32 protein-coding genes and 1 tRNA gene are annotated in these 25,605 nt (G+C 63.0%); 12 read left to right on the top strand and 21 right to left on the bottom strand.

What is annotated here, in order from left to right; all coding sequences use genetic code 11:
- Window positions 1–882 (bottom strand): TauD/TfdA family dioxygenase, encoded by an 882-nt coding sequence (locus GSQ89_RS14920; RefSeq protein WP_158926477.1) that lies wholly within the window; start codon window positions 880–882, stop codon window positions 1–3.
- A 212-nt stretch (window positions 883–1,094) separates the two neighbouring features.
- Between GSQ89_RS14920 and GSQ89_RS14915 the strand changes: the two genes are divergently transcribed.
- Window positions 1,095–1,343, top strand: coding sequence for a hypothetical protein (locus GSQ89_RS14915; RefSeq protein ID WP_158926475.1), 249 nt, complete (start codon window positions 1,095–1,097; stop codon window positions 1,341–1,343).
- Window positions 1,309–1,743 carry a putative toxin-antitoxin system toxin component, PIN family gene (locus GSQ89_RS14910; protein ID WP_158926473.1) on the top strand — a complete coding sequence of 145 codons (435 nt, stop codon included), beginning with the start codon at window positions 1,309–1,311 and terminating at the stop codon, window positions 1,741–1,743. Before GSQ89_RS14915 ends, GSQ89_RS14910 begins: the two co-directional genes overlap by 35 nt.
- Before the next feature lie 64 nt (window positions 1,744–1,807).
- Here the strand turns inward: GSQ89_RS14910 and GSQ89_RS14905 are convergent, their stop codons facing one another.
- Both GSQ89_RS14905 and GSQ89_RS14900 read right to left on the bottom strand, forming a co-directional pair.
- Window positions 1,808–2,059 (bottom strand): type II toxin-antitoxin system VapB family antitoxin, encoded by a 252-nt coding sequence (locus GSQ89_RS14905; RefSeq protein ID WP_158926471.1) that lies wholly within the window; start codon window positions 2,057–2,059, stop codon window positions 1,808–1,810.
- 225 nt (window positions 2,060–2,284) lie between these two features.
- Window positions 2,285–3,190 carry a LysR substrate-binding domain-containing protein gene (locus tag GSQ89_RS14900; RefSeq protein ID WP_158926469.1) on the bottom strand — a complete coding sequence of 302 codons (906 nt, stop codon included), beginning with the start codon at window positions 3,188–3,190 and terminating at the stop codon, window positions 2,285–2,287.
- 157 nt (window positions 3,191–3,347) lie between these two features.
- Here GSQ89_RS14900 and GSQ89_RS14895 point away from each other — a divergent pair, with 157 nt between their 5' ends.
- Together GSQ89_RS14895 and GSQ89_RS14890 are read left to right on the top strand one after the other, a co-directional pair.
- A complete protein-coding gene (locus tag GSQ89_RS14895) occupies window positions 3,348–3,731 on the top strand; it encodes a DoxX family protein (protein WP_216856177.1) in 384 nt (127 codons plus the stop codon).
- Window positions 3,732–3,776: 45 nt separating this feature from the next.
- Entirely contained in the window at window positions 3,777–4,649 is an 873-nt protein-coding gene (locus tag GSQ89_RS14890; protein ID WP_158926465.1) for an NmrA family NAD(P)-binding protein, read from the top strand.
- Between the two features lie 52 nt (window positions 4,650–4,701).
- Here the strand turns inward: GSQ89_RS14890 and GSQ89_RS14885 are convergent, their stop codons facing one another.
- The 13 genes from GSQ89_RS14885 to hslV form a co-directional block, all read right to left on the bottom strand.
- On the bottom strand, window positions 4,702–5,070 hold the full coding sequence (locus GSQ89_RS14885; RefSeq protein ID WP_158926463.1) for a hypothetical protein: 369 nt from the start codon (window positions 5,068–5,070) through the stop codon (window positions 4,702–4,704).
- A 166-nt stretch (window positions 5,071–5,236) separates the two neighbouring features.
- Window positions 5,237–6,004: a hypothetical protein gene (locus GSQ89_RS14880; protein ID WP_158926461.1), complete on the bottom strand. Its 768-nt coding sequence runs from the start codon at window positions 6,002–6,004 to the stop codon at window positions 5,237–5,239.
- Window positions 6,005–6,673: 669 nt separating this feature from the next.
- Window positions 6,674–6,865, bottom strand: coding sequence for an SH3-like domain-containing protein (locus tag GSQ89_RS40115; protein ID WP_371734256.1), 192 nt, complete (start codon window positions 6,863–6,865; stop codon window positions 6,674–6,676).
- Between the two features lie 251 nt (window positions 6,866–7,116).
- Window positions 7,117–7,509, bottom strand: a complete 393-nt coding sequence (locus GSQ89_RS14870; RefSeq protein WP_158926457.1) for a cupin domain-containing protein — start codon at window positions 7,507–7,509, stop codon at window positions 7,117–7,119.
- Between the two features lie 59 nt (window positions 7,510–7,568).
- Window positions 7,569–8,939 carry an alkaline phosphatase family protein gene (locus tag GSQ89_RS14865; protein WP_158926455.1) on the bottom strand — a complete coding sequence of 457 codons (1,371 nt, stop codon included), beginning with the start codon at window positions 8,937–8,939 and terminating at the stop codon, window positions 7,569–7,571.
- Between the two features lie 89 nt (window positions 8,940–9,028).
- Entirely contained in the window at window positions 9,029–10,180 is a 1,152-nt protein-coding gene (locus GSQ89_RS14860; protein ID WP_158926453.1) for a mandelate racemase/muconate lactonizing enzyme family protein, read from the bottom strand.
- Window positions 10,181–10,274: 94 nt separating this feature from the next.
- Entirely contained in the window at window positions 10,275–11,438 is a 1,164-nt protein-coding gene (locus GSQ89_RS14855; RefSeq protein WP_158926451.1) for an MFS transporter, read from the bottom strand.
- 7 nt (window positions 11,439–11,445) lie between these two features.
- Complete coding sequence (locus GSQ89_RS14850) at window positions 11,446–11,892, bottom strand: SufE family protein (RefSeq protein WP_158926450.1); 447 nt, start codon at window positions 11,890–11,892, stop codon at window positions 11,446–11,448.
- A gap of 469 nt (window positions 11,893–12,361) precedes the next feature.
- Complete coding sequence (locus GSQ89_RS14845) at window positions 12,362–13,405, bottom strand: OmpA family protein (RefSeq protein WP_158926448.1); 1,044 nt, start codon at window positions 13,403–13,405, stop codon at window positions 12,362–12,364.
- A 217-nt stretch (window positions 13,406–13,622) separates the two neighbouring features.
- Window positions 13,623–14,006, bottom strand: a complete 384-nt coding sequence (locus GSQ89_RS14840; protein WP_158926446.1) for a type II toxin-antitoxin system death-on-curing family toxin — start codon at window positions 14,004–14,006, stop codon at window positions 13,623–13,625.
- Window positions 14,003–14,227, bottom strand: a complete 225-nt coding sequence (locus GSQ89_RS14835; RefSeq protein ID WP_158926444.1) for an AbrB/MazE/SpoVT family DNA-binding domain-containing protein — start codon at window positions 14,225–14,227, stop codon at window positions 14,003–14,005. Before GSQ89_RS14835 ends, GSQ89_RS14840 begins: the two co-directional genes overlap by 4 nt.
- Window positions 14,228–14,280: 53 nt before the next feature.
- On the bottom strand, window positions 14,281–15,603 hold the full coding sequence (hslU, locus tag GSQ89_RS14830) for an ATP-dependent protease ATPase subunit HslU (RefSeq protein WP_158926442.1): 1,323 nt from the start codon (window positions 15,601–15,603) through the stop codon (window positions 14,281–14,283).
- A complete protein-coding gene (gene hslV, locus GSQ89_RS14825; protein WP_158926440.1) occupies window positions 15,604–16,170 on the bottom strand; it encodes an ATP-dependent protease subunit HslV in 567 nt (188 codons plus the stop codon).
- 494 nt (window positions 16,171–16,664) lie between these two features.
- On the opposite strand from hslV, the gene GSQ89_RS38490 reads away from it, so the two are divergent.
- Window positions 16,665–16,835, top strand: coding sequence for a hypothetical protein (locus tag GSQ89_RS38490; protein WP_216856176.1), 171 nt, complete (start codon window positions 16,665–16,667; stop codon window positions 16,833–16,835).
- A gap of 424 nt (window positions 16,836–17,259) precedes the next feature.
- A complete protein-coding gene (locus tag GSQ89_RS14820) occupies window positions 17,260–18,060 on the top strand; it encodes an SDR family NAD(P)-dependent oxidoreductase (protein WP_158926438.1) in 801 nt (266 codons plus the stop codon).
- 354 nt (window positions 18,061–18,414) lie between these two features.
- On the opposite strand, the gene GSQ89_RS14815 is transcribed toward GSQ89_RS14820, so the two are convergent.
- Complete coding sequence (locus GSQ89_RS14815) at window positions 18,415–19,077, bottom strand: DUF2459 domain-containing protein (protein WP_158926436.1); 663 nt, start codon at window positions 19,075–19,077, stop codon at window positions 18,415–18,417.
- 114 nt (window positions 19,078–19,191) lie between these two features.
- Between GSQ89_RS14815 and GSQ89_RS14810 the strand changes: the two genes are divergently transcribed.
- Both GSQ89_RS14810 and GSQ89_RS14805 read left to right on the top strand, forming a co-directional pair.
- Window positions 19,192–20,412 (top strand): CaiB/BaiF CoA-transferase family protein, encoded by a 1,221-nt coding sequence (locus GSQ89_RS14810; protein ID WP_158926434.1) that lies wholly within the window; start codon window positions 19,192–19,194, stop codon window positions 20,410–20,412.
- Window positions 20,413–20,414: 2 nt separating this feature from the next.
- Entirely contained in the window at window positions 20,415–21,305 is an 891-nt protein-coding gene (locus GSQ89_RS14805) for a CoA ester lyase (protein ID WP_158926432.1), read from the top strand.
- 1 nt (window position 21,306) lies between these two features.
- Here GSQ89_RS14805 and GSQ89_RS14800 read toward each other — a convergent pair.
- Window positions 21,307–21,389: transfer RNA gene (locus GSQ89_RS14800), tRNA-Leu, on the bottom strand.
- Between the two features lie 66 nt (window positions 21,390–21,455).
- On the bottom strand, window positions 21,456–22,118 hold the full coding sequence (locus tag GSQ89_RS14795) for a hypothetical protein (RefSeq protein WP_158926430.1): 663 nt from the start codon (window positions 22,116–22,118) through the stop codon (window positions 21,456–21,458).
- Window positions 22,119–22,306: 188 nt separating this feature from the next.
- On the opposite strand from GSQ89_RS14795, the gene GSQ89_RS39210 reads away from it, so the two are divergent.
- The 3 genes from GSQ89_RS39210 to GSQ89_RS14785 are packed head-to-tail and all read left to right on the top strand — an operon-like array spanning window position 22,307 to window position 22,965.
- A complete protein-coding gene (locus GSQ89_RS39210; protein WP_254073216.1) occupies window positions 22,307–22,507 on the top strand; it encodes a type II toxin-antitoxin system RelE/ParE family toxin in 201 nt (66 codons plus the stop codon).
- Window position 22,508: 1 nt separating this feature from the next.
- Window positions 22,509–22,637: a hypothetical protein gene (locus GSQ89_RS39205; protein WP_254073215.1), complete on the top strand. Its 129-nt coding sequence runs from the start codon at window positions 22,509–22,511 to the stop codon at window positions 22,635–22,637.
- Window positions 22,630–22,965 (top strand): DNA-binding transcriptional regulator, encoded by a 336-nt coding sequence (locus GSQ89_RS14785; protein ID WP_254073214.1) that lies wholly within the window; start codon window positions 22,630–22,632, stop codon window positions 22,963–22,965. The genes GSQ89_RS39205 and GSQ89_RS14785 overlap by 8 nt, the downstream gene beginning before the upstream one ends.
- Before the next feature lie 144 nt (window positions 22,966–23,109).
- Here the strand turns inward: GSQ89_RS14785 and GSQ89_RS14780 are convergent, their stop codons facing one another.
- Together GSQ89_RS14780 and GSQ89_RS14775 are read right to left on the bottom strand one after the other, a co-directional pair.
- Entirely contained in the window at window positions 23,110–23,268 is a 159-nt protein-coding gene (locus GSQ89_RS14780) for a hypothetical protein (RefSeq protein WP_158926428.1), read from the bottom strand.
- Window positions 23,269–23,530: 262 nt separating this feature from the next.
- Complete coding sequence (locus tag GSQ89_RS14775; protein ID WP_158926426.1) at window positions 23,531–24,433, bottom strand: NAD(P)-dependent oxidoreductase; 903 nt, start codon at window positions 24,431–24,433, stop codon at window positions 23,531–23,533.
- Window positions 24,434–24,535: 102 nt separating this feature from the next.
- Here GSQ89_RS14775 and GSQ89_RS14770 point away from each other — a divergent pair.
- Window positions 24,536–25,605 (top strand): transglycosylase domain-containing protein (locus tag GSQ89_RS14770; RefSeq protein ID WP_254073213.1); only part of this gene is annotated, 1,070 nt, incomplete at its 3' end.

Genomic DNA, 25,605 nt, shown 5'->3' with positions numbered 1-25,605 from the left:
TCAGGCCACCAGTGCCGGGTAGTCCAGCGTCGCCATGACCTGCGCCCGACGCATGTAACGATGTTCGTCCGGCATGTAGTCGGCGACGGCGTTGTGGACGGTGCCGATATTGTCCCACATCAGCACGTCACCCACCGCCCAATGGTGCGCGTAGAGGAAATCGGCGCGTTCCTGGTGGCGGAACAGGTAGTCCAGGATCATTCCGCTCTCGTGCGGGTCCATGCCGTCGATCCACATCGTGTAGCCGGGGTTGGCGTAGAGCACCTTGCGGCCGGTCAGGGGGTGGATGCGCACCAACGGTTGGGAGACTGGGGGCTTCTTGCGCTTCTGTTCCTCGGTCAACGCGGGGCGGCGGGAGCCGGGGCGTTGGCGCATGACCTCCCAGAATTTCTCGAAGTCGTGGGTCGCGGTGCGGCCTTCGAGCTTGTGTTTCAAATCGTCCGGCAATTCGTCATACGCGGCGTGCATGTTGCGAAACTGGGTTTCGCCGAGGGATTTTCCGTTGCGCATCGGCACCGCCTGGGCGTGCAGCACGTTGGCCAGCGCGATGTCCCGGCTGTAGGACATGTCAGTGTGCCAGCCCTGCCCGGCATCGTTCAGACCCACGGGCTTGCCGTCGGGGCGGACCTGGTTGGAGAGGATCATGACCTCGGGGAGGTCGGGTTCGTGGAACAGGTTGGCGACGTTGACCTCCAGGTCGCCGAAGCGGTGGGCGAAGGCGGCGAAGGCCTGGGTGTCGAAGGTCTGGTTGGGGAAGCACAGGACGCCGTGCTGGCCCAGCGCCCGCAGCAGCGTGCGGAGGTCGGCGTCGGTCAGCGGCATGGCGAGGTCGATGGCCTGCACGCGGGCGCCCAGGGTCTGTCCGCTGGGTATGATGTCCATAGTCGGTGTCCTCTCGCGGCCGTTTCCGTTGGCCGTGATGGTAGCGATGGGGTGGGCGGATGGCCAGTCGGGGGGATCGAAGGGGCGTCGGTCAGATTGAGAGGGTTGTTTCCGGTCTACGCGTAGATGCGCTATATTCCAGCCACCAGCGACGCGACAGCAATCAGGATGCACCGTTCCGCTGGGCCGTCCATCCTGACCAAGGCCGGAGCATGACAAAGATCGAGATCGAATTGCCTGACGCAACCGCGAAAGCCGCACGCGATGCCGGATTGCTGACGTCGCAGGTGCTCGACCGGTTGCTCACCGACGCGACGAGGCGGCGGCACGTCGCGGACGCGCTGCTCTCGATCGCCGATCGCGTGGCCGAAGCCGACATCGCGCCGTTGACGATGGAAGAAGTCGATGCGGAGGTGAAGGCGGTACGTGCCGAACGGCGGCGGCGTGCGGGCGGTCATTGACACCAATGTGCTGCTCTCCGGGCTACTCTGGCACGGGACGCCACACAGGCTGGTCGAACGGATCCGAACTGGCGCGCTAACCCTGGTCAGTTCACCGGCACTGCTTGCCGAACTGGCCGAGGTCATCGGTCGTGCGAAGTTTCAGGTGATCCTGGCGCGGTCCGATACCAATGCCGAACAGATGCTGGCCCAGGTGCGGCAACTGGCCGAGATCGTCGATCCGCCGCCGCTGCCAACGCCGGTCAACCGTGACCCCGACGATGATGTTGTCGTGGCGCTCGCTGTCGCGGCTCAGGCCGATCTGATTGTGGCCGGCGACGACGATTTGCTGGGCCTTGGTGCCTATGCCGGCATCCGCATCCTCAGCCCGGCCGATGCGCTCGCCATTATCGACGGATAAGAGCGGGACGCCGCTGGCTCGCAGAACAGGATCGTTGCTATCACGGCCGAGGAGATGACGACGATCACACGTTGTCGCCGGTCGCTGCATCCCACTCCTGCCGGCTGACTGGCCGTGTGTCGTACGTGGGACGCAATTGGCTGGACAGCGCGGTCAACCGTGCCGGGAGGATGGTGGCTGCTTCGCGCCGAGCGCGTTCCCGAGCCAAGCGTTCGCACAAAGCAGTAGTGACCGCCTCGCTTATGGTTTCCCCGGTCAGTCGGGCGAGGCTGCGCGCCAGCTCGTCGGCTTCCGCTGTCTTGATGCTCAGCGCCATGGGCGGCCTCTTCTAGACGTTCCGTCTAAATAGTGTCGGTTGTGGATTTTGCCACATCGGATTTTGGAACGGTGTCTCGGCTGTCGCTATAGTACGATCGAACAGCTGGTGACCATGACAGGTTCGTATGTGTTGAGCCGATGTGCTGCGGTGGGACCGCCGACCGCGGCCCACAGACATAATTCAGAATCTTGATTTCGAGGCCGGACGAAGATGTTCGTCTCGCTATTCCAGATAAGGCGTCAGCACGTCTTCGATCCATTTCATGAATGCTCGGACTCGGCGCGACAGATTGCTCCGATGTGCTACGACGAGGGACACGGCGAGTGGCCGGCGACGAAAATCGGGCATGATCTCCACAAGCGCTCCACTCTCCAAGTATCGGCCAACCCCCAAAAGTGGCGCCTGAATCAGGCCAAGGCCGGCGAGGGCAGCAGCTTCGTAGGTCTGCGCGCTGTTGACGTGTAGCGCACCTGGCAACTGAAGCGTCGCGTAGCCGTCGCCGTCCGGATATTCCCATCCAATGGGTCTTGCGCCCAGCATCGTCGAAAAATGAACTCCCCGATGTTCCTGACGCCGGAGATCTTCTATCGATCGAGGGATGCCGTAACGCGCCAGATAGGCGGGACTGGCAGCGTTGACCGTGCGCAACAGGCCCAGCGGGCGGGCAATCAGCGTCTCGTCCCGGATGGGACCAAGCCGCAAGACACAGTCAAACCCCTCTTGAACCAGATCGACTTGCCGATCCGAACTCGACAACTCCAACTCCAACTCGGGGTGGGCCGCCAGGAAATCCGGCAAGGCCGGCACGATCGTCATCCGCGCCACCTCGGTCGGCAGATCGACCCGTAAACGCCCGCGAAGTGCCACGCGATCGCTTGCGAACATCGAGTGCAGGTCATCGACTTCAGCAAGCAGATCGCGGGCTCGGGCGTGAAATGCGCGCCCGTCCTCGGTCAACTGCACGCTGCGCGTCGTCCGGTGCAGAAGCCTGACACCGACATCTTCTTCCAGCTTCCGCACCGCCGTTGAGGCCCTCCCCTTCTGAATGCCCAGGCTATCGGCCGCGTGGGTGAAGCTCCCCATTTCCGCGACCGTTATGAAAATGTGGATGGGTTCGAGATTCTGCATTTTCGTGCCTCGATATTGTTCATCGCAGAGAGAACAGTGCGTTCATTTTGTCGGTGTTTATCATATTCAGGAGACACAGTAAGCCTCGAACTTGGATGACCTCATTGGAGAACAACAAGTGTCCGAAACCATGAACCTATATCAGGTGCCTGAAGCTATGACCTTGCATCGCGCCCTGTGGGCCGGCCGGATCATGAGTGCGATTGTCGTTACCGTCCTGGTGGCAGACGGCACTGTTCAGCTTTTCGCGCCGGCACAGATCGCGAGCGTGTTGCAGGAAACCGGGTTCGCGATGGACCTGACCCGTGTCGTGGGTCCGATCATACTCGCCTGCGCCATCCTTTACGCCATCCCGGCCACGGCCGTCCTAGGCGCGATCCTGGTGACGGGGTTTTTGGGAGGCGCCATCTGCGCCCATGTCCGCATTGGCGAGTTGGGATCACCGCCGGAAATCATTTCCCTGCTTCTGGGCGCGATGACATGGGGCGGCCTCTACGCGCGCGATCCACGTATCCGGGCCATTCTGCCGCTCATCCGTTGAACCAACAGGGGCAGTGCTCTGTCCCTCAAGATCAGGAGAAACCACATGTTTTTAGTAATGGGAATCACGGGAAAAGTTGGCGGCGCAACGGCAAGACATCTGTTGGCGCACGGCAAGGAGGTACGCGCGCTGGTCCGCAATCGCGAGAAGGCGGCTAACTGGGCGAACCAGGGCGTGGAACTGGTAGACGGCGATTGGAATGACTCGGCAGCCATCGAGCAAGCGCTCAAAGGCGTCGAAGGCGCGTTCGTCATGTTGCCGGCCGTCTGGGCCCCCTCACCCGACTACAAAGAAGCCAAGGGCGTGATTGCGAACTATGTCGAGGCGCTCACCAAGGCGGCGCCGCCGCGAGTGGTTGCGCTTTCGTCGATGGGTGCGAACAGGACCAGCGGGCTCGGGATGATCACAGCCTTGTCGCTTCTGGAGCAAGGTTTTCGCGACCTGACATCCCCAACCGCATTTGTGCGCGCAGGTGGGTTCTTCGAAAACTTCCTCTACGGCTTGCAGGTCGCCCAGGGTGGAACGCTACCGGTCTTCTACAATCCGACAAACCGGAAATCGACCATGGTCGCAACGAACGACATCGGCGCTGAGGTCGCAACCCTTTTGACTGGCCCAGCATGGTCAGGGCCGCGCGTCGTCGAGGTTGGTTCGATGGTCAGCGCGGATGAAGTCGCGGCGCAATTGGGTGAAGTCCTGCATCTCGACGTGAAAGCCTTCGCAGTCCCGCGTGCAGGGTGGGCGGAAGCGTTCGAGCAATTCGGCATCCCGAAGGGCCATACCGGACCTGCCGAAGACATGTTTGAGGCCGTGAACGCGGGATGGATGGACCTCGGAGTCGAGGGTACGGAGCACGTGGCGGGTACGACGTCCGCACACGACGTCTTCGCGGCGGCCCAGAACGCCGCCAAGACCTAAGTCCGGGACGGATCAGGCGTGAGACGGAGACCGCCTGGTCTCATCGGTAGCCTTAACCGTTCAGTGGAAGCCCGTCGGGGACGGCGACATACATCGCAACCGTTTCTTTGTTCACGTGTGTGATGTGACCCTTGCCTGCCGTGTCCTCGACCAAGGCCATTCCACCCGGGCTCAATACCTGCTTCTGGCCGTCGCCTGCTTCGATGACCATCTCACCTGTCGGGACAATGAGGAGTTGACGTCTAGGTGCTGGATGCCAGTCTTGCACGAAGGGGCTGCCAGTCGCGAACTGGCAACCCGTTGCGGAATACATCCGCGTCACTTTGATCGGCCTGCCGCTAAGCTCTGTGACGAACGGGACATCGATTTCTCCGATGGTCGTCACACCAGCGTCGTTGGTAAAGACCCGCGGGCATTTCATATCCGCCTCCCTGCCAAACTGTAGATTTACCATGAGACAAATTTGAGCCGGATACCAGCCTTAACGCTGCGACGGAGTAATTTGCAAATATCAAGACTTTCGGGTTTCCCGGAAGGTATGACCGTAATGGAAGTGCATTCGTTGGGAAGCAACCCCGCTCATGACGCTAAGCGAGCCTGAGCGTGCTCGTAATCGGCGGGAAATCTCCCTTTGGAGGCTGAGTTTGATCGACCGGCCCTATCCGTCCCGAGTTGAAAAGTTCGTAACCAAGCTTGGTATTGAACACGTTCCTCTCAGCAAGATGAGTGTATGTCCGATCCATTTGAACCCGGCCAAAATTTGAGAATATGGCGGCGTATATATTCTGTATCTTAAGGCATTCATTTAGGGGAAATCCCGCCGCAGCATAGTACAAGCCAATTACAACCGTCGCGTAGTCTATAAATCGAGCATCGAATTTGTTGTCTAAGCGCTGCATATCCCAAGCTCCGGTGTTAGCGAATAGGGCACGAGCAATCCAAAGCCGTTCTGTGTTATTCTTGTCATGAAGTCCTTGGGATACAAAATAATTAGGAGTATATAGGCTTGGTCTGATTATCGGGCTTTTGTCGTAACCTTTAATTATACGATGTTGATCGTCAGTTAATTCTGTCACGTCGTCATCTGAGAACTTAGCTTGTCCCGTAATTGCAAAAAGCCCCTTGAACATTGCCTTCAGTAGGTCGTCCTTTGTTTGTAAAACACCGCGGTTAATCTTGAATACGATCGGATTGCCGAGTCGGGAGGCATGAGCGGCAATACCTCTTATGAGATCATTGTCAGCGACGGGCAGATGATGGTGGGCGATTGCCTGATGTATAATTCGCATCTGGTGGAGGGCTGCTGGATTATCGCGCAAATCAGCTAAGCCTGATCGAATAGCTTCTTCCCCCATTTGGCGGACTGTCTCAGGGAGCATTGACCTCGGCACAAGGTGAGGCGGGCTAAGCATCATCCTCGTGAGGGAGGAGGCTCCGGTCAGGATGACGAGGTTTCTCTGCATGAGGCCGGTGCCCAATTACAAATCTGAGGCAGACGGAGCCAGTCGATCTAGGTCACAACCTTATCTCACAAAGGCGGCACGGGGAAAGGGATGGGGGCGCAAAGTCAAGACTTCTGCAAGTTTAATTCTAACCAATGTTATCAATAGGTTGTGGCTTCAAAAGCTATGAAAGACACTCTAAAAGCATCGGTCATGCCCAACCTTTTCTTCTGATTTCGACGGCTTCTTGCCGCGCAGGTGGTTCCTAAGCCTAATGTCCGCTATCCATGTCCTTTCATTTCATACCGGGCCAACTGCTCTCGGCCAACCTCTACCGGCCGAGTTGATGTTGAGAAGGACCGCTTTGGGACGAATGTGACCCACCATCCGTGGCGGTGCAATGTGGACAACGGACAGGCGTGGATGACCGGCCTGCGCCGACCATGACGGGGAAAAGCAGATCCAACCAGCCGATTGTTGAGTCAGCCCTCTCCAAGAGGCCCCACCTATAACCCGCAAACTCCGGCATGAAAGCGCTGAGCCGGCCTTGGCCCGCGCTCAAGCGCCTTCGAAATCAGTGGGTCAAGCTGCCGCGACCTTTCCCAAATAGCTTTGGAAAACGCCGACATGGTTCAGGGCGTCGTCGCAGGAGTCCGACCATAGGTCGCGAGACCGGAAGCGGACATCGTACGTCGGCTCCATCGATGCCTGCATGCCGTGTCCGGCCGCATCGGGGAAAGGATAGGGCGCCGTTATGTAGTGTTCTGGGGCCATGAGCTCGATGACGTGGCGCATTTCGTCCATGTTGTAGACGGGCGCAGGCGGACAGGGCGCGCACCACAGGCTCCCACGTTTCGTCATATGCACAAAGGACTGTATCCTGCCTCAGTGATCGCCCTTTCAAAGCCTGACTGGCAGGCTGTATCCAGTGACGAATCAAACCACATCGCGACAAAAACCTGCCTGGCCAGAGCGCCTTGCACTCGACGCTCTACCAGGGCAGGACACGGTAACAGGACCGTCGATCACAGGCCGAAATGCGCGATATCCGCCGGCGTCGGCTTCCAGGCGGCGTTGCCGCGCCATTCCTTGATCAGAGTCGACATATCGGCGCCGTAACGCACGCGGAACAGCAGGGTGCGGCCGGGTCCATTTTCGTATTCATGCAACTCGCCGCGGGGATGCACGACAAAGGCGCCCGGGACGATATCCACGGTCTGGTCGGGCGTGCGCATGATGCCGCCACCTTCCAGGCAGAAGTATATTTCGGTGCAATTGGGATGCAGGTGATGCGGGCTGATCTGCCCGGCTTCCCAGCAGGCGACCGTCACGTCGCCCTCACCCATCCGACCGAGCACGTTTTCGACGTGCTTTATCGGGTCCCAGCGGGCTTCGTGGTGCAGGTTGAAGACATCCATGGCGATTCTCCGGTTGTGTTTCCGGAAGCCTGAACGCCCGCGCGCCGGGCGGCAACAGTCTACGGCGCCGGAGCAGCCGCCGCGGCGGGCGCAGCCTGCTTTTCCGCCATGTACGCGTTCAGCCGGGCGGTGGCCAAATTACCCTGCGCGATGGCACCGCCCATCGCCTCATGCGCACGCGCCATCAGCGCCGCCCGCACGGCGGGATCGTTGATCTGGCTCTCCAGATACTGGCTGAAACTGAACAGCGCCTGTTTCTGCCCCGTCAGGCTGGGCAGGTCCATGACCGCCATCGGATCCTGGTTGGTGGGGGCCGGCGGAATGGCCCGCCGGGGCGCATCCAGCCAGGTCAGCGAATCCAGCGGCGAATTGGCTTGTGCCGTTCGCGCACCCAACGGCTGCACAGCCGGCCAAAGCTGACTGGCCAGACGCAGCACGCTGGTATGATCGAACGCTGTCGAAATGAAGCCCGGGGCGAGCCATGGCGAGACCAGGATCGCCGGCACCCGCACACCCAACTGGTTGAAGGCGTAAGTCTTGGTGTTCCCGTCGGGCGGAATTGTCGCGGGTGGCGTTACATGGTCATAGAAGCCACCATGTTCGTCGTAAAGAACGACCAGAAGCGTTTGCTCGAATACCGCCTGGTTCGCCTGCAGTGCGTTGAAGACCGCCGCCACCAGCAGATCGCCGCGCATGATGTCCTGGGGTGGATGCTGGTCGTTCTCCTCGGTGCCGAAATACGCCGGTTCGATGAACACGTAGGCCGGCAGGTCACCGGCCTGGACGTCGGCGGCCCAATGGTCGAACGTCCGGTAATGATCCAGCTTGTCGAGCTGATGCACCATCAGCAGCGATTGCGGGAAATCGCCGTGATAGATGCGCCAGTCGGTACCAGCGGCATCAAGCTCGTCGTAGAGCGTTTCTTGGTCGTACACATGGATCGCGGGATTGAAGACCCCTTCGGGCATATCGACGTGACCCAGCGATGTGCCGCTGTGGACAAAGAAGCGGTTGGGCCAGGTCGGACCGGGCAGCGACGAATACCAGTGATCGCAGACGACGAAATTGTAGGCCAGGAAATGCAGCGCAGGCAGATAGCCGTACGGATACCAGCCCATGATCTCCTTACGCTCATCGGGTCCGGCCTGGGGGTAGGTTTGCGCGAAGTCGGACACGAAGCCTTGGTTGCCGTTGGCGATTTGCCGCAGGACGTTGTGCAGGTCATGTCCGGGATCGTTGGCGATGTTGCGCGATCGGGTCTGTTCCTGGAAGACGGTGTCGGTGGTGACCGGGTAATCGGGATTGATGCCCGGGCGGTCCGGATCGACGCCCTCGATGCCGGGGTCATGCTGCTTCATCCAGCCCAAGACCCGGTCGAACGAATGATTCTCCATCATCAGAACGACAACACGGGTGATCGGGATCGCCATCGGTCGCTTACTCCCCGGAAGAGTGGTCAGTGGCTGCCAGCCCGCATGCTCATCACTTCGACGGCTCGAAAGCCACCAAATTCGTGCCGTTACGGCTTCGACGACAGCTCCTGGTGGTCCAGCAGCCAGGCGGTCGCCTGATTGGCACTGGGTTCCACACCCAGCCCGGGTCCCTCGGGCAGCGGAAAAACGCCGTCGCGAACGCGGGGGAATGGCTGCGCCAGGGCTTCGCGCAAAGGGTTTTCCATGATGTCGTGCTCCAGCAGGCCCGGCCCGCCGACCGCGGCCAGGACATGCGCCGCGGCCAGCAGCCCGACGCCGCTGCCAAGCCAGTGCGGGCAGTATGTCAGGCCTCTCGCCACGGCCTGGCGGGCGACCGCGAAGGCGCCGGTCACACCGCCCCATTTCAGCATGTCCGGCTGCACCACACGGTGGCTGCCAGCCGCGATCAGCGCCGAGAAATCCTTGAAACCGGCGACGTTTTCGCCACCGGCGAGCGGTGCGGCGGACAGCATGGCCAGTTCCGCCCACTCTTCCGGTGGGCTGTCGGCGGGGATCGGTTCCTCGATCCAGCCCAGACCAAACGCCGCAATCCGAGGCACCGCTCGGCGGGCATCCGGCATGTCCCAGCCCTGGTTGGCGTCCACCATGACCCGTTCGCCCGGATGGAGCGCGCGGTTCAGTCGCTCCAGGACGGCAAGGTCCTGCTCCAGGCCAAAGGCAACCTTCACCTTGAATGCGGTGAAGCCGGCCTCGCGAGCACGGGTGACGGCTTCGAGGGCGGTGTCCGGATTGAGGCCGCTGGCGTAGACCGGCACGCTGGTCCGGTCGGGCGAGGCGCCCAGCAGGCGGCTGAGCGAAACGCCGGCTCGGCGCGCGGTCATGTCCCAGAGCGCCAGGTCCAGGCCGGCGATGCAGGCCCCGATCGGACCCTGCTCGCCACCCTGGATCGCCCATCGGCGGGTGCGGGCGGTCATGGTCTGCCAGGCGTCGGCCGGATCATGGAAGTCTTTCCCCAGAGCTGCCGGCGCCACGACGGTTTCCATCAGGCGCACTTTGTTGTCGGCGGAATAGGGTGGGAAATTGCACCAGATCTCGCCCCAGCCGTGGGCGCCATCGGTATCCTCCACCCGCAGCAACAACGCCGACCGGCGTGGGATGGAGCCGAAGGAGGTTTTTACCGGTTCGCTGACCTCTGCGCGATAGAGGAACGTTTCGATGCGCGCCAAGCGTATGGACAACGGCTTGCCTCCATGAAGATGCGATCCGGGTCATAACAGCCCAGACAAAACGCCGATAACGATGATTTTTGATACGAGGTATCTGAACCCGCGATCACGAGGCTTCTTTCCGTTGCGACCGGTCCGGCGACCGGGCGGTGATCCGCGCCAGCGGGGCTACGAGAAGCAGGGCGGACCCGCCGACGGCCGCCATCGCGAGAAAGACCAGGCCACCGTGCCGGGCATACAGCCAACCTGACAAGAGCATCATAAGGCCGGTTGGCGCGCCATAGCCCAGCGCGGTGTGCAGCGCCTGCGCGGTCGCGGCGCGTTCGGCCGGCACGAACCGGCTCAGCATCATCATCGCCGACAGATGCTGCATGGCGAAGGTCGCGGCATGCACCAGTTGCAGCGCCACCAGTACCGGCCAAGGCGGCGCGACGGCGGTCAGCGTCCAGCGCAGGATGGAAGCCGCCGCCGCACACGCTGTCAGGCCGGCGGGGCCCAGACGCTCGACCAGGCGGCGGCCGCGCGCGAACAACAGGATTTCGGCGACGATGCCCTCGGCGATCAGCAGGCCGATCTCGGTGTCGCTGTAGCCCTGAGACCGCCAGAACAGCGCGGCGAACCCGTAATAGGCGGCGTGCGCGCCCTGGATCAGCGCCGTGCAGCCCACCGCCAGCCGGAATGCCGGGTTGCGGAACAGCATCAATCCGGCGAACGCCTTGGGGGCCGCCGGCGGGGTCGCGGCCTCCGGCAGGAATGTGCTGAGCACGCCGGCGGTGCCATAACCCACCGCCAGCAGCCATGGCACCAGCCATGATCCCACCCGGTTCAGCAACCAGCCTGCGACGGCGGTGGCCACCATGAAGGTTGCCGATCCAACGGCGCGCACCGGGCCGTATTCCAGGCGGCCCTCCCGAGCCAGGGCCAGCGCCAGGGAGTCGGCCAGCGGGTTGATCGCACTGGACGCGATGCCCTGCGCCGCGGCGATCAGCAGCAGCGGCAAGAAGCCGGAGGCGGCGACGTAGGACAGGCCGAAGCCGGCGGCCGTGAACGTGGCGAACAGCAACACCGGCCGCCGCCGGCCGATCCGGTCCGCGACCGTGCCCCATTGCGGGCCGGCCAGGACCCTTAAGAACGCCGCCGCCCCCAGGATCTGTCCGATCGCGGCGGCGGAGACGCCCCGGTCGGCGAACCACAACGGCATGAAGGCGTTGATCGCATTGGCGGCGAAATAGGCACCCAGGAACGCGGCGACACGCGTGGCCGCCGTCATGGGGATGTCAGCCAGCCCGCTGCATCGCGGCGACGTCTCGGACCTTGCGTGCCATCGCGGCGATGCCGTTGCCTCGGTTGGTGGACAGCGCCTCCAGCAGGCCGAGGTCCTTCAGGAAGACGGGGTCGGTGGCCAGGATTTCCTCGGGCGAGCGGCCGGAATAGACGCGCAGCAGCAGCGCCACCAGGCCCGACACGATGGCGGCATCGGATTGACCGGCAAAATATAGGGTGCCGTCTCGGAGGACGGCCTCCATCCAGACGCGGCTCTGGCAGCCGGGGACACGGTGCGCGTCGTTTGTCCAGTCGTCCGGGAATGGCGGCAGTTTTCGGCCGAAATCGATGATGTAGGCGAACCGGTCCTCCCAGTCGTCGAACAGGCTGAGGTCTTCGCCGATCGCCTCGATCGCGGCGGCGGCGGTGGGTTCTTCGGGCTGGACGAATGGTTCGGTCATGATCGGGATGTGCTGGTGCGGGGATCAGGCGTCAAGGCCGCGATTGCGCTAAGCCATGATGGGGCAGGTCAGCAGCGGGCGGCCGGTACATCAACAGGGTCTTGTGGCCCCGCCTGTTGGCATCGCGCTGTTTCGTCGTCACAGACCATCGCGATCCGTAAGTGCCGTCAACAGTAAAGCAATCAAGCATGACGCGGTGTTCGCGCGGAGTCCCTCGGAGTAGAAATTCATCTCGTGCCACACGGCCCCTTGCTTCGCCCCTTGCTGGCCGCATGGAAAATTCATTAGTGGCGTCGCATCCGAACGCCTATTCGACCCTACTCCGCGTTGCTCCGCGCAAACTTCGCGCAACTCCGCGTCGTTCTTGATTGCCTTTCGATCCACCGCGATGAAGCTGGATATAACAGTCCCACGCAACGGCTGTTCCGTAGGGCGTCCCGACTTCCTGTTCGGTGCAATGATGTCCCGATCAGTGAATGATGATCTCCACCCGCCGGTTCTGCGGCTCGCGCACACCGGGGCCGGTGGCCACCAGCAGATGGGTCTCGCCAAACCCCTGGATGGCGATCGCGTTCTTCGGCACCCCATCCCGGACCAGTTCGGCGGCAACCGCCTGCCCGCGGCGGATCGACAGACCTTGGTTGTACTGCGGCGTGCCGGAGGTATCCGTGTAACCGTTCACATCGATCCGGGTGTACTGGACCTTCGTCGCGTTATCGGCCGCCTCCTTGACGATCTGCTGCGCGCGCCCCGTCAGCGTCGCCTTGTCCCAATCGAAGAACACCAGGTAACTGCGAGCCGGCGCAGGCGCCGGGATCGCCACCGACCCAGGCGCCATGGGTGCCGGTGCAGGCGCCGCACCGAAGGCGTAGCGCAACCCGATCAGAACACTGTGGTTGAAGTCGTCGGTACGAACGGCAGTGACGCCGTTGCCGTCGTAGGTACGGTCACCAGCGAGGCCCATGAGGCGATACTCACCGGTAACTGACAGGCCGGGAACGGCAGAAATCGGTATCGCGGCACCAACGATCGCCTGATAGGCAAACTCACCTGCGGTACCGGTTGCCGTGTGAAAGTTGGTTGCGCTTACGTCGGCCCACTGATACCCGGCTCCAGCCCCGATATACGGCACGAACGCCGGGGACAGGCCATTGAAATCATACAGCACATTGGCCATCGGGCCAAATTTCTGTTCCGATCCGTGGAGCGTTCCGTTACGAAATCCTGGGTTGATCGATTGATCAAGGCTGTTGTAGCGGTAGTCGAACTCGAGTTCAGCGCGCAACCCGTTGCCGAAGCCCCAGCCAAGGCTGCCGACGCCGGTGGCGCCGACGTCCATCTGAAGGCTCTTGCCAGGGGCGGAAGTAACACCGTTGACGGACTTGTCCGTCTCGTTCTGCATGATGTTCACGCCGCCGCCAGCGCCGACATACAACCCGGTGATAGGCTGCGCCTGGGCCGCCAGCGGAAGGGCTGCCGCGACCGCAGCCAAAAATGCGGTTCGACGTTTCATGATCGTTCTCTCTTCGCGCTGACAAACCATTGCCGCGGCCAGGAAACGCCGGGATCAATGCTCACTTCGACACTGTATCGTAATCCTATTGAATCGTAGATCAATGCCGAAGCAAACGCAATTGGGGCAGCGCCACTTTCATAGAGGACTGTTGCACGACCGCCACGAGTGGCGGCGGATCATGGACCATGCCGAAGCGATCGCTATCCGGCGTCACTCACCCCTCGGGTTCGGTGTGCATCCGCACCCAGGCCGTGAATTCGTCGTGCGGCAACTCGCCTGCCGCCATGGCGAGCGTCATCACCACTGCCTCCGCATCGCCCACAGTGAACAGACATCCGTTCAGCCGCAGGAACAATTCCAGCGCCACGAATGCCGTCCGTTTGTTACCGTCGACAAATGGGTGGTTTCGAGCGATCCCCAGCGCAAAGACCGCCGCCAGTTCCGAAACATCCGGTTCGCCATACCCCACGCGGTTCAGCGGACGGGCAAGCGCATTGTCCAGCAGCCCGGCGCCACGGAGGCCGGTGGAGCCTCCGTGTTCCGCCAATTGTTCGTCGTGGATGGCGAGAACAAGCTGCGAGGATAGCCAGACGGTCACTTCGCCAGTTCGCGCAGGACGGCGCGGCGTTCCTTCATCACCTGGCGCGCGACCTCCATTTGGGCGGCGAAATCAGGGTCGGCGACGGTCAGGCGTACGCCATCCGGCTGATCGACGGCGTAGAGCGTGTCGCCCTTGGTCACGCCCAGCTTCGCCAGCAATTCACGAGGCAGGATCACGCCGACCGAGTTGCCGATCTGGGTCAGTTTCAGCGCGTGCATGACTCCGCCCTCCTCGCTTACCCGGACGTTATAACGGATGTTAGACGGACCCGCTACAGGATAAACCGACTCAGATCGCCCTTCTGCGCCAGGGGAGCCACTTTCTCGGCCACATACGCGGCATCCACCACGAACGTTTCGCCGCCGTGGTCGGTGGCGCTGAAGCTGATATCCTCCAGCAGCCGTTCCAGGACCGTGTGCAGGCGGCGGGCACCGATGTTTTCCACCCGATCGTTGATGTCGGAGGCGAGGTCCGCCAGCGCGTCGACCGCATCGTCGCGGAAGTCCAGCGTCACGTTCTCGGTCCCCAGCAGCGCCGAATACTGCTTCAGCAATGAATGCTCCGGCTCTGTCAGGATGCGTCGCAGATCGTCGCGGGACAGCGGCAGCAATTCGACCCGGATCGGCAGCCGGCCTTGCAGCTCCGGCAGCAGGTCGGACGGCTTGGCCAGGTGGAACGCACCGGAGGCGATGAACAGCACGTGGTCTGTCTTCACCAGGCCGTATTTGGTGTTGACGGTGGTGCCCTCGATCAGCGGCAGCAGGTCGCGCTGAACCCCTTCCCGGCTGACGTCGCCGCCGCGGAAACCGCCTTCCGTGGTGCGGGCGCAGATCTTGTCGATCTCGTCCAGGAAGACGATGCCGTTGTTCTCGGCGTGGGCGACGGCGTCCTTGGTCAACTGCTCATTGTCCAGCAGGTTGTCGGCTTCCTCGGCTTCCAGGATGCGCCGAGCGGCTTCCACCGTCATGCGGCGCTTCTGCTGCGGGCGGTTGCCCATCAGCCCCTTCATCATCTCGGACAGGTTGATCACCTGGCCGGGCGGCATGCCGGGCATGTCGAACTGGCCGATCGGCGAACTGCCGGGATCGGAGACGGAAACCTCGATTTCCTTCTGCTCGAACTCACCGTTGCGCAGCATGCGGCGGAATTTGGAGCGTGTGTCGGCGGCGGCTTCCTCGCCCACCAGGGCGGAGATCAGGCGTTCCTCGGCGGCGGTTTCCGCCTTGACCTGGACGTCCTTGCGGCTGGCCTCGCGCAGCATGTTCAGGCTGGCATCGACCAGATCGCGCACGATGCTTTCCACGTCGCGGCCGACATAGCCGACCTCGGTGAACTTCGTCGCCTCGACCTTCAGGAACGGCGCCTGCGCCAGCTTCGCCAGGCGGCGGGCGATTTCCGTCTTGCCGCAGCCTGTCGGGCCGATCATCAGGATGTTCTTCGGCACGACCTCCTCGCGGATGCCCTCCGGCAGTTGCTGGCGGCGCCAGCGGTTGCGCAACGCGATGGCGACGGCGCGCTTGGCGTCGTCCTGCCCCACGATGAAGCGGTCGAGTTCCGAGACGATCTCTCTCGGCGAGTATGTGGGGACGTCCATTTAGATCGACTCGATGATGATGTTGCCGTTGGTATAGACGCAAATGTCCGCCGCGATCTTCATCGACCGGCGAGCGATTTCCTCGGCCGTCAGATCGGGCACCGCCATCAGCGCGCGCGCCGCGGCCAACGCGTAGTTGCCGCCGGAGCCGATGCCGATGACGCCGTCTTCCGGTTCCAGCACGTCGCCGTTGCCGGTCAGGGTGAAGCTGCGGTCCTTGTCGGCGACCGCCATCAGTGCCTCCAGCCGACGCAGATAACGGTCGGTCCGCCAGTCCTTGGCGAGTTCCACGCAGGCGCGTTCGAGCTGGTTCGGATACCGCTCCAGCTTGCTTTCCAGCCGTTCCAGCAGGGTGAACGCGTCGGCCGTGGCGCCGGCGAACCCGGCGATGACGGTGCCGCCCGCGCCGATGCGCCGGACTTTGCGGGCGTTGCCCTTGACGATGGTCTGACCCATGGAGACCTGGCCGTCCCCGGCCATGGTGACGTGTCCATCCCGCCTTACGCACAGGATGGTGGTGCCGTGCCACCCGATCGGGTCGGCCGCGGCGGAGGAGGTGTTCTGCATAACGGGCCTAATTGGCGATCCTGGCCCGTTTGGGCAAGGGCCGCCGTGAATGCCGGCTTCGAGTTGCCGGGGAACGGTGACCACGTCCGATCCACGGTTGCGGTCGAATTTGATTTGGCCACGGGCGTGGCCGGCCCACGCTACCGCCATGGAGTGCTACGCTGAAACTGCCCGCCGTGATGACCATGGCCGAGTTCCTCGCCTGGAACGCACCTGGCGGCGGGCGCAGGCAGCTTGTCGACGGCGAGCCATCCGCCATGTCGCTCCCCAGCCTTACCCATGGTGCGATCCAGAGCCAGCTTGGGTATCGATCGCCGGACACCTGAACGTCCCCGGCAACCCGTGTTCGGTGATCACGACACCTGGCATCGTTCCCCGCGTGCGGGCCAATGAGAATTTCCGCATCCCCGATCTGGCGGTGACCTGCACGCGCTATGAGATCGAGGAATACGATGTCAGCAACCCCGTGCTGATCGTCGAACCTGCGGGAAATCGTGATTCTCAGCGGCACGGAGATTCGTGCGGAGTTGCTGTGCCGCGACAGCGACGGGAACTGGCCTGCGACGCCGACGGTCATCGCGGATGGCGATCTGATGCTGAACAGCATCGACCTTACGTTGGGACTCGGCGAGATATATCGCACGACGCGGCGCACCCACGGGTGATGATCGCTTCCATCGCGGGGGTGTTTGCCTGGGTCGTGGGCTGGCCTGCCCGTGCTGACAATGGCAGCAATCTGGGGGTGGAGGGCATAGGATTCTAAACGCAGATGAACGCGAATGAGCGCTGAATCCCGTCGGAGCAATCTTGCAAACCGCGATTTGGTGATAGGGATCGATCCATTCTGAATCGTCATTCGGGCGCTTTGATTTGCGTGCATTCCTTCTTATTTGCGTTCATTTTCGTTATAATTTTTGGTGGTTGGATCGGCTTGAACTGATCAGTTGATGCTTCCAGGAAACGATCTATCCGTTTCGTTGCCCGCCCGCATGAGCGATTGATTTTGGGCGTCGCCCAGGTGGTCCCGCGCAGCTTCAATTTGGCATCCCTTCCCGTTCGCCGCACACTCGCGGGCAGGAGGAACCGACAATGCCAACACAACGCAAAACCGCCATCGTCACCGGCGCCGCGAGCGGCATGGGGCGCGCCATGGCGCTGTGCCTGTCCGAAGCCGGCTTCGACGTCGCCGCCGTGGACCGCAATGCCGCGGCGCTGGGCACCCTGCCGGCCCCGATCAAGCCGGTCGCCGCCGACCTCGCCGACCCGGCCTCCTTCGATGCCATCGTGGCCGCAACGCTGGGCGCGTTCGGCCGGATCGACGTGCTGGTGAACAACGCCGGCATCGGCCAGGCAGCGATCCGCGACGACCAGCGCCGGAAGCCGATCCGGTTCTGGGAAGTGACCCCCGAACAGTGGAACCGGTTCCTGACGGTGAATGCCACTGGACCGATCATGATGTCTCGGGCGGTGCTGCCGCATATGCTGAAGGCCAACAGCGGGCGTATCATCACCGTCACCACCAGCCTGGGGACGATGGTGCGGGAGGGCTACCTGCTGTACGGGTCCAGCAAGGCGGCGGCGGAGTCCTCCATGGCCGTGCTGGCGGCCGACCTGAAGGGTACCGCCGTCACCGCCAATGTGCTGGTGCCGGGTGGGGTGACCGACACGCCGCTGGTGGGCGACGCGGGAGACCGGTCGAAGATGTTACGGCCCGAGATCATGCTGCCGCCGCTGCTGTGGCTGGTGTCGGACGATGCCGCCGATGTGAGCGGCCGGCGGTTCATCGCGGCGGATTGGGACGTTTCGCTGCCGGCGGCGCAGGCGGCCGAGGGCGCGGGCGCGCCGGTCGCGTGGCTCAGCATCGCCAGGATGCCGATCGAACCGGGGTAGAGGACAGATTGTTGGTAGTCCGGATCGTTCGGTGGCGGCGCGGTGTGGTTGGCGCTGCCGGATGACCTCACACTGTTGCTACACAAGAATTATTGAACGGAAAAAATCCCGGAATGGCCCTATGTCGTTGTGTGCTCAACGGAAGGGAGTCTCTTATGCGTCTCGCCCTATTGGTTCTCTTGCTGCCCCTCGTGCTGGCCGGGTGCCTGTCGTTCAGCAGCAGCGATCCGCCGCCGCCGGCGGGCAACACCACGGTCGTGACGCCGGCCCGCTAAAGCACGATGGCCTCAACCTGAAGCGATTATGCTTTGGCTTGCATGCTTGAGGTTGAAGTCAACCTCAGGCGATCGCGCTCTAATCCCGGGGTGATGCGGCTTGGTGCGCCTCGATCCAGCGCGCCGGGCCCATCACCTGGCCGGAGAACAGCACACCCGCTTCCGGCATCGGCAACCCGCCGGTTCGCAACGTGTCCGCCGTCCATGTATTGCACGTGTTGAAACCGTCATAGGTATCCGTCGCGGCGTAGAACACGCTGCCGGGATAGGGACCGTTGGCCAGCAGGACCGGTTCGCCGGCGACGGAACGTTCGAATTCCTGCCAGATGCTGGCCTCGATCCGGTTCAGGCCGGCTTGGGAAACATGCAGCGTAACGACATTCGACGGCCCGAACGCGGCTTGCGGCGACGCCTTCAGCGCGGTCATCAGCAGCGCGCTTTTGCTGGGCAGCAGGGCGTTCAGCATGCTGCCCAGGTTCTTTTCATGGTTCACCAGGAACTGCCGCTCGCCGAAGCCGAAGGTGAGGACGCGCACGCCGGGGAATTCTGTCTCCAGCGTCGCCAGGGGACCGGCGATTTCCTCGACCGGGAGCGCGATGTCGGTGTGCCAGCCACGGTCGATGACGTAAACGATAGCGGCGTTGGGGACGATAGCGGCGTTGGGCGGCTCGATCGGCGTTGGCGTCGAACAGGCGGCAAGCAGAAAGGCGAGGCAGACGGCGGCGAAAGGGCGGCGTGGCATGATGGAGGGATCGTCTCCGCTTGGTGGCTGAAGGCGGGGATCGAGCCGGCCCTTGCGCGGCGACCGCGTCTGACAGGACAATAGCGCCTTCAGGAGCGTTGTCCCAAAGGTATCATGATCCCTCGCATTGAATTCGACCCGACCGCCCCCGCGCCGCTGGACGGCATCCGCGTGGTCGACCTGTCCCGCCTTGTCGCCGGCAACATGGTCAGCTTGCAGCTTGCCGATCAGGGCGCCGAGGTCATCAAGATCGAGGACCCCAAGGTCGGTGATCCGCTGCGCGCCTGGCGGGTCAAGGGGCTGTCGCTGCATTGGAAGGTTTACGCTCGGAACAAGAAGAGCCTGGCGATCAACCTGCGGCCGCAGGCCGGGCGGGATGCGCTGCTGGATTTGCTGGCGACCAGCCATGTGCTGGTGGAGAATTACCGGCCCGGCACGCTGGAGCAGATGGGCCTGGGGCCGGACGTGCTGCATGCGCGCAACCCGGGGCTGATCATCGTGCGTATCACCGGGTTCGGGCAGGACGGTCCGTACCGCGACCGGCCGGGGTTCGGCACGCTGGTGGAGGCGATGTCGGGATTTGCCGCGAAGAACGGGTTTGGCGACCGGCCGCCGGTGCTGCCTCCGTTGGCGTTGGCCGATATGGTTTCGGGGTTGTATGGCGCCTATGCGGTGATGGTGGCGCTGCGGGTGGTGGAGCGTGGCGGGCGTGGGCAGATCATTGATTTGCCGTTGCTGGAACCGATGATCTCGGTGTTGGGGCCGGAGGCGGCGATGTACCGGGTTTCCGGCGAGAAGCCTAAGCGGACGGGTAGTCGGTCGCTGACGACGTCGCCTCGTAATGTCTATGGCACGAGCGACGGGCGGTTCATTGCGATCTCGGCGTCCATTCAGGCGATGGCGGAGCGGCTGTTTCGGGCGATCGGGCGGGCGGACATGATCGATGATCCGCGGTTCCGGACGAATACGGATCGGGTGCGGAATATCGACGAATGCGACGGGGTTGTGGCGGATTGGATCGCCGAACGGACTCAGGCCGACGCGATGGCGGTGTTCGAGGCGGCGGAGGTGACGGCGACGCCGATCTATGAGATCGATCAGTTGATGGACGATCCGCATGTCCATGCAAGAGGGGTGCTGGTGGAGGCTCCGGACGACGAGGCGGGATCGGTGTTGATGCACAACATCATTCCCCGATTGTCGGAGACGCCGGGGCGGTTGCGGACGGCGGCGCCTTCGCTTGGGCAGCACACGCGGTCCGTGCTGGAGTCGATTGGATACGATGCCGATCGGTTGGCCGCGCTGGCCGCCGACGGCGTGATCAAGGAGGGTTGACGATGCGTGACGATCTGCCGGTGTGGCGGTCTTTGATGTTTGTTCCGGTGACGGCGGAGAAGTTCGTCCGCACCGGCGCCGATCGCGGGGCGGATGCGATCATCCTGGATCTGGAGGATGCGGTTGCGCCGTCGCAGAAGGAGCATGCGCGGACGCTGATTGCCGGGGCGATTCCTCAGGTGAACCGCAACGGGGCCGATGTGGTGGTGCGGGTGAACCGGCCGTGGCGGCTGCTGGTGCGTGATCTGGAGGCGGCGGTCATTCCGGGTGTGACGGCGCTGATGCTGACCAAGGTGGACAGTCCGGAACACGTGCTGGCGTGCGCGGAGATCGTTGCCGAGTTGGAGGCTGAGCGGGGGCTGCCGGCCGGCGGTGTCAAGTTCATTGCGCTGGTGGAGAACGCGGTCGGGTTCTTTCGGATCAACGAGATCGCCAAGTGCCATCCTCGTATTGTCGGGCTGAGCCTGGGGTCGGAGGATTTTGCCGCCGATGTGGGCATGCAGTCGGATCCGGAAGGGCTGTTCTATCCCAAGCAACACACGATTTTCGCCGCCAGGGCGGCGGGGATCATGCCGATGGGGTTCATCGGGTCGATCGCTGATTTCCGCGATCAAGAGGCGTTCCGGGTGATCGTGCGGCGGTCTCGGCGGCTGGGCTTCATGTGTGCCAGCGCCGTGCATCCGTTGCAGGTGCAGGTGCTGAATGAGGAATTCTCACCCGATCCGGCCGAGGTGGCGAAGGCGGAGAAGATGATCGCGGCGTATGACGATGCGTATGCGAAGGGGTTGGGGGCGGTGCAGTTCGAGGGAGCGATGATCGACGTTCCCGTGGTGGAACGGGCGCGATCGGTGGTGCGGCGGGCGACGGCGCTGCGCGGCCGGGTGAAAGGATGACTGCCCACCGCCGGACTTGAACCGGCACGTCCTTTCGAACTGCGGATTTTAAGTCCGCTGCGTCTACCATTCCGCCAGGCGGGCATGTCCGAGTCTTTTACCGGGGCTCGCCCGGCGAGGCCAGAGGGTGGCCGGGGTGTTTTACCGCGGTCAAGCGGGATGGGCGCGCGCCGTCTGTTCGGCCAGCCGGTGAATCGCGGTGTGGTGGAGCAGTTGGTCCTTGTGTGACGGGGGCCGAGCGGTGTCGGGCTTTGGGGCGTCGTAGCGGATGATGGGCGGGCTGGTTGCCTCGGGTGCCGGGGACGTTGCCGCGTGGGTCGATTCGATTTTGCCGAGGTTGATGGCCTGCGCGACGGCTTGGGCCACCGCGGCCTGGATTTCCGCGTCTTCGATGTCGGGTTCGGGCGGCGGCTGTTCGGGCGGCGGTGCCTGGGGTTCGGCGTTGGCGATCCGGAGGCGGCGGCGCAGCATCATGGTGCGCTCGCTTTGATCGGCGGAGCGGTTGAGGGCGTTGGCTCGGCCGTAGGCGCGCATTTTCTCGGCCATCGTCATGTCCTCCTCGGCGGCCTGCCCGAGCAGGGAGAGCGCGGCCATGGAGAAGGCGATGGTGCGGGCGATGTTGGCAAAATCCGCCCTGGTTTGAGGCCCGTAGGCTTCGATCGCGCTTCTGGCCATGGCTCGGGCCATGTCGTAGTCCCCGGTGCCCTTGAAGAAGAACGGGATGAGCTGGTCGGCGATGGCGAACATCAGGCCGACCCTGGGGTCCAGCTTGCTTTTGGGGTGTTCGGACGCAGTCGGGGCAGCAGTGGACATCGGGTCGGCCTTGGTTGTTCGTGTTATGTTCCTATGATAAAGCGGACGGGAATGCAAGGGAAATTTGGCTGGCAGTTGTCATGGCGGGCTTCAATCATCATACATAGCATGACACATATCGGAGCCAAATTTGGGCTCTCGCGCTGTGCGGGTCTTCAAAAATAGCTGGTTCGAGCGGTTTGCCCCGAATGGAAAGGATCACCGACGCGGCGCTTTGCGAAGCGGTGTCGCGTGCCAGCAAGGGGTTGGTGGATGCCGATCTCGGGGACGGCGTTATCAAGCAGCGGGTTGCCCGGCCCGGAGCGGGCAAGTCAGGTGGCTACCGGACACTGATTTTCTTCCGTGCCGGGACGAGGGCTGTTTTTTGCCTTCGGGTTTGTCAAGAGTGACATGGGTAATGTCCGCAGTGCGGACTTGGCCGATTTGAAGAAGGCGGCAAGGGTGGTTTTGACACTGTCAGATGCCGAGATCGATGAATGGCTGACAGCCGGCCTGTTTGTGGAGGTGGATTGTGGTTGAGAAAGCGAAACAGACGCGTGCGTATCGCAGCGAAATAGCGGCCTCTGTTCACGAGATGATGGAGGGCGCTTACGATGCGGGTCTGATCGACAAACAGACCATGCGTTCGTTTGATGATTCGTGCTTGTCGCCGGCGCCGCCGCTCGCGCCGGAGGAGATCAGGGCGATACGGGAACAGGAGCATGTTTCTCAGCCGGTGTTCGCACGTTATCTGAACGTTTCGAAGAATTTGGTGTCGGATTGGGAACGTGGCACCAAGCGCCCGGGGGGACCCGCGCTGCGTTTGCTGGCGGTCGTGCGAAAGAATGGGCTTCGGGCGATTGCTTGAACGCACGGTTCGGAGGTGTGCAGAAACTGGTTGCTTGGTATCCTTTTCTACTTCAGTTCATTCTGCTAGGCAAAATATATATCACCCCCCCCCCGAAACAAAGTTCAGCGAAGGCTATGCAATACGACGGAACCCATACCTTTCTTAGCCTATCTCATCGTCTTCTCCGATATCAAAATCTTCGCTCGCGTACATCGCCAGAATATCGGAGATAATTTCCTTGCGGGTGTCTCGATTACTTTCGTCTAATTCTACAATGAAGTCAATTGCCAACTGCTGTTTGACGAACCGTTCCTCATCCAACTAGCCTCCCATAACGTGGCAATAGATCCCCCAAAGATAGTTGGCGAAATCTTCCTCAGAATCGGCCAATTCCGCATCTGATACCCTATACCGATTATCATCCATCACGTTGCATCCAATGATTTCGTTATGCCACTGGCTTGATGAAACGCCCCGCTGGATGCCGAGTGTGTTGCACCGTTCGTGCGTGGATGGCCGGGACACGCCCGGCCATGACGGTACAGGAACGAAGCTCTTTCGTCAGACCGACGGAGTGCCCACCCTACAACCCGCACGCAATATCCAGCGCCATGCGGATCAGTTTGTCGCTGGCCTCCGGCGTGCGGAAGGCGCTGTGGGCGGATAGGGTCACGTTCGGCAATGTCGTCAGCTTGTGTCCGGCGGGCAGCGGTTCGATGGGGAATACGTCCAGGGCGGCGTGGCGCAGGTGGCCGGATTCCAGGGCGGCGATCATGGCGGCTTCGTCCACGATGGCGCCTCGGGCGGTGTTCACCAGGATTGCGCCGGGACGTAGCTGGCCCAGGCGTTCGGCGCTGAGGAAGCCTCGGGTTTCGTCGTTCAGCAGCAAGTGTATGGACAGCACCTGACTTTCGGCCAGCAGGGTGTCCAGGTCCACGAACGTCACGCCTGGGGCGGTTTTCGGGGTGCGGTTCCAGGCCAGCACGCGCATGCCGGAGCCGGCGGCGATGCGGGCGACCTCAGCGGCGATGCCGCCAAAACCGAGCAGACCTAGGGTTTTGTTGGTGAGTTCCATGCCCTCGGTTCGGATCCAGTTGCCGGCGCGCATACCGTTGTCCATGCGCGCCAAGCCGCGGGCGGCGGCCCACATCAGGGCGATGCTGTGTTCGGCGACGGCGGTGTCGCCGTAGCCCTTGATGATGTGGACGGTCTTGCCGATGGCGGCGAGTTCCTCGGGGTTCATGTAGCTGCGGGCGCCGGTGCCCAGGAAGATGATGTGCTTCAGGCTGGGGCAGGCACGCATCGCCTCGGTCGGCAACTGGGAGTGGTCGTCGAAGATGAAGTCGTAGCCGGCAGTCAGGCCGGGCAGTTCGTCGGGGCTGATCTCGCCGCGTTCCAGCACGTCCATCGGGGGATCGGTGGGACGAGCGACGCGGTGGAACACCGAGGCCAGATCGTCCACGGCATCCAGAAACAGACCCTTCATCGCGACTCTCCTAATCCGAAACCGCCGCGACTGTGCGCAACGATGCGGCGCGGGGCAAGAAGGTTTCCGCCGGCGCGGATGACTCTGTTAGACGGGACCGTTATGCCGCGCCCTGCCCCCGTTGTTCCCCGGTTCTATCCGCCCGAAGGGATGGCCAGCCGGACCAAGCCGGCCGTGCCGCCGCCGTCTCCACCGGCGCGGTCGCGGAAGCGGCGTGTGTTCTTCTGGCTGTTGCGCTGGGGCTTCATCGTTGCGGTCTGGGGGACGCTGGCCCTGGTGGTGACGGTGCTGTGGTATGCGCGCGACCTGCCTCGGCCGGAGTCGGCGCTGGATGCGGTTCGGCGCCCCAGCCTGACACTGCAGGACCGGTCGGGGCATGTCATCGCCACGTACGGCGATCTGGTGGGCGAACCGCTGCAACTGAAAGAGTTTTCGCCGTTCCTGCCGGAGGCGATCGTCGCGGTGGAGGACCGGCGATTCTGGAGCCATCCCGGCATCGACCCGCAGGGGCTGCTGCGCGCGGCATGGGTCGATCTGACCGCCGGGCGGGTCGTGCAGGGCGGGTCGACGCTGACTCAGCAGGTGGCGAAGACGCTGTTCCTGACCAACGCACGCACGACCAAGCGGAAAGTGCAGGAACTGCTGCTGACGCTGTGGCTGGAACGGCATTTCACCAAGCAGGAGATCCTCGAGATCTATCTGAACCGGGTCTACCTCGGCGCCGGCACCTGGGGGATGGATGCGGCGGCGAAGACGTATTTCGGGGTGTCGGCTCGGCGGGTGACGCTGGCGCAGGCGGCGGTATTGGCCGGGTTGCCACGGGCGCCGTCCCGCTTCAACCCGCGCACCAATCCCAGCGCGGCGGTGGCTCGGGCGAAGGAGGTGCTGGCCACGATGATCGAGTCGGGGGCGATCACGGCGGCTCAGGCTGCGACAGCCGCGACTCAGATTGTGTTTCCGCCCACCCCGGTTGGGTTCGGTTGGTTCGCCGACTGGGTGGCTGAACAGTCTCAGGCGGCCGTGGCGCCCGGTGTCGATGCGGTGGTGCGGACGACGCTGGACGATCGCGACCAGGCCGTCGCGGAGAACCGGTTGGCGGCGCTGCTGAGCGGTCCCGGGGTGGCGGACCATGTTGGCGAGGGGGCGGTGATCGTCCTGGATGCCGCCACGGG

Origin of the sequence: Acidisphaera sp. S103 (assembly GCF_009765975.1) — a bacterium.
GTDB lineage: Bacteria > Pseudomonadota > Alphaproteobacteria > Acetobacterales > Acetobacteraceae > Rhodopila.
The sequence above is the reverse complement of the archived record's forward strand: the minus strand, read 5'-3'. Positions and strand labels throughout refer to the sequence as shown.

Excerpts from the sequence above, each read along its gene's own strand:
- GSQ89_RS14870 (WP_158926457.1), bottom strand. The coding sequence starts at position 7,509 with ATGGATGTCTTCAACCTGCACCACGAAGCCCGCTGGGACCCGATAAAG.
- GSQ89_RS14885 (WP_158926463.1), bottom strand. The coding sequence starts at position 5,070 with ATGAAATGCCCGCGGGTCTTTACCAACGACGCTGGTGTGACGACCATC.
- GSQ89_RS14915 (WP_158926475.1), top strand. The coding sequence starts at position 1,095 with ATGACAAAGATCGAGATCGAATTGCCTGACGCAACCGCGAAAGCCGCA.
- GSQ89_RS14905 (WP_158926471.1), bottom strand. The coding sequence starts at position 2,059 with ATGGCGCTGAGCATCAAGACAGCGGAAGCCGACGAGCTGGCGCGCAGC.
- GSQ89_RS14810 (WP_158926434.1), top strand. The coding sequence starts at position 19,192 with ATGATCCCTCGCATTGAATTCGACCCGACCGCCCCCGCGCCGCTGGAC.
- hslV (WP_158926440.1), bottom strand. The coding sequence starts at position 16,170 with ATGCAGAACACCTCCTCCGCCGCGGCCGACCCGATCGGGTGGCACGGC.
- hslU (WP_158926442.1), bottom strand. The coding sequence starts at position 15,603 with ATGGACGTCCCCACATACTCGCCGAGAGAGATCGTCTCGGAACTCGAC.
- GSQ89_RS14805 (WP_158926432.1), top strand. The coding sequence starts at position 20,415 with ATGCGTGACGATCTGCCGGTGTGGCGGTCTTTGATGTTTGTTCCGGTG.
- GSQ89_RS14820 (WP_158926438.1), top strand. The coding sequence starts at position 17,260 with ATGCCAACACAACGCAAAACCGCCATCGTCACCGGCGCCGCGAGCGGC.
- GSQ89_RS39205 (WP_254073215.1), top strand. The coding sequence starts at position 22,509 with ATGGGTAATGTCCGCAGTGCGGACTTGGCCGATTTGAAGAAGGCGGCA.
- GSQ89_RS14815 (WP_158926436.1), bottom strand. The coding sequence starts at position 19,077 with ATGCCACGCCGCCCTTTCGCCGCCGTCTGCCTCGCCTTTCTGCTTGCC.
- GSQ89_RS14895 (WP_216856177.1), top strand. The coding sequence starts at position 3,348 with ATGACCTTGCATCGCGCCCTGTGGGCCGGCCGGATCATGAGTGCGATT.
- GSQ89_RS39210 (WP_254073216.1), top strand. The coding sequence starts at position 22,307 with ATGGAAAGGATCACCGACGCGGCGCTTTGCGAAGCGGTGTCGCGTGCC.
- GSQ89_RS14920 (WP_158926477.1), bottom strand. The coding sequence starts at position 882 with ATGGACATCATACCCAGCGGACAGACCCTGGGCGCCCGCGTGCAGGCC.
- GSQ89_RS14890 (WP_158926465.1), top strand. The coding sequence starts at position 3,777 with ATGTTTTTAGTAATGGGAATCACGGGAAAAGTTGGCGGCGCAACGGCA.
- GSQ89_RS14855 (WP_158926451.1), bottom strand. The coding sequence starts at position 11,438 with ATGACGGCGGCCACGCGTGTCGCCGCGTTCCTGGGTGCCTATTTCGCC.
- GSQ89_RS14865 (WP_158926455.1), bottom strand. The coding sequence starts at position 8,939 with ATGGCGATCCCGATCACCCGTGTTGTCGTTCTGATGATGGAGAATCAT.
- GSQ89_RS14880 (WP_158926461.1), bottom strand. The coding sequence starts at position 6,004 with ATGGGGGAAGAAGCTATTCGATCAGGCTTAGCTGATTTGCGCGATAAT.
- GSQ89_RS14795 (WP_158926430.1), bottom strand. The coding sequence starts at position 22,118 with ATGTCCACTGCTGCCCCGACTGCGTCCGAACACCCCAAAAGCAAGCTG.
- GSQ89_RS14775 (WP_158926426.1), bottom strand. The coding sequence starts at position 24,433 with ATGAAGGGTCTGTTTCTGGATGCCGTGGACGATCTGGCCTCGGTGTTC.
- GSQ89_RS14850 (WP_158926450.1), bottom strand. The coding sequence starts at position 11,892 with ATGACCGAACCATTCGTCCAGCCCGAAGAACCCACCGCCGCCGCCGCG.
- GSQ89_RS40115 (WP_371734256.1), bottom strand. The coding sequence starts at position 6,865 with ATGGCCCCAGAACACTACATAACGGCGCCCTATCCTTTCCCCGATGCG.
- GSQ89_RS14900 (WP_158926469.1), bottom strand. The coding sequence starts at position 3,190 with ATGCAGAATCTCGAACCCATCCACATTTTCATAACGGTCGCGGAAATG.
- GSQ89_RS14835 (WP_158926444.1), bottom strand. The coding sequence starts at position 14,227 with ATGCACGCGCTGAAACTGACCCAGATCGGCAACTCGGTCGGCGTGATC.
- GSQ89_RS14845 (WP_158926448.1), bottom strand. The coding sequence starts at position 13,405 with ATGAAACGTCGAACCGCATTTTTGGCTGCGGTCGCGGCAGCCCTTCCG.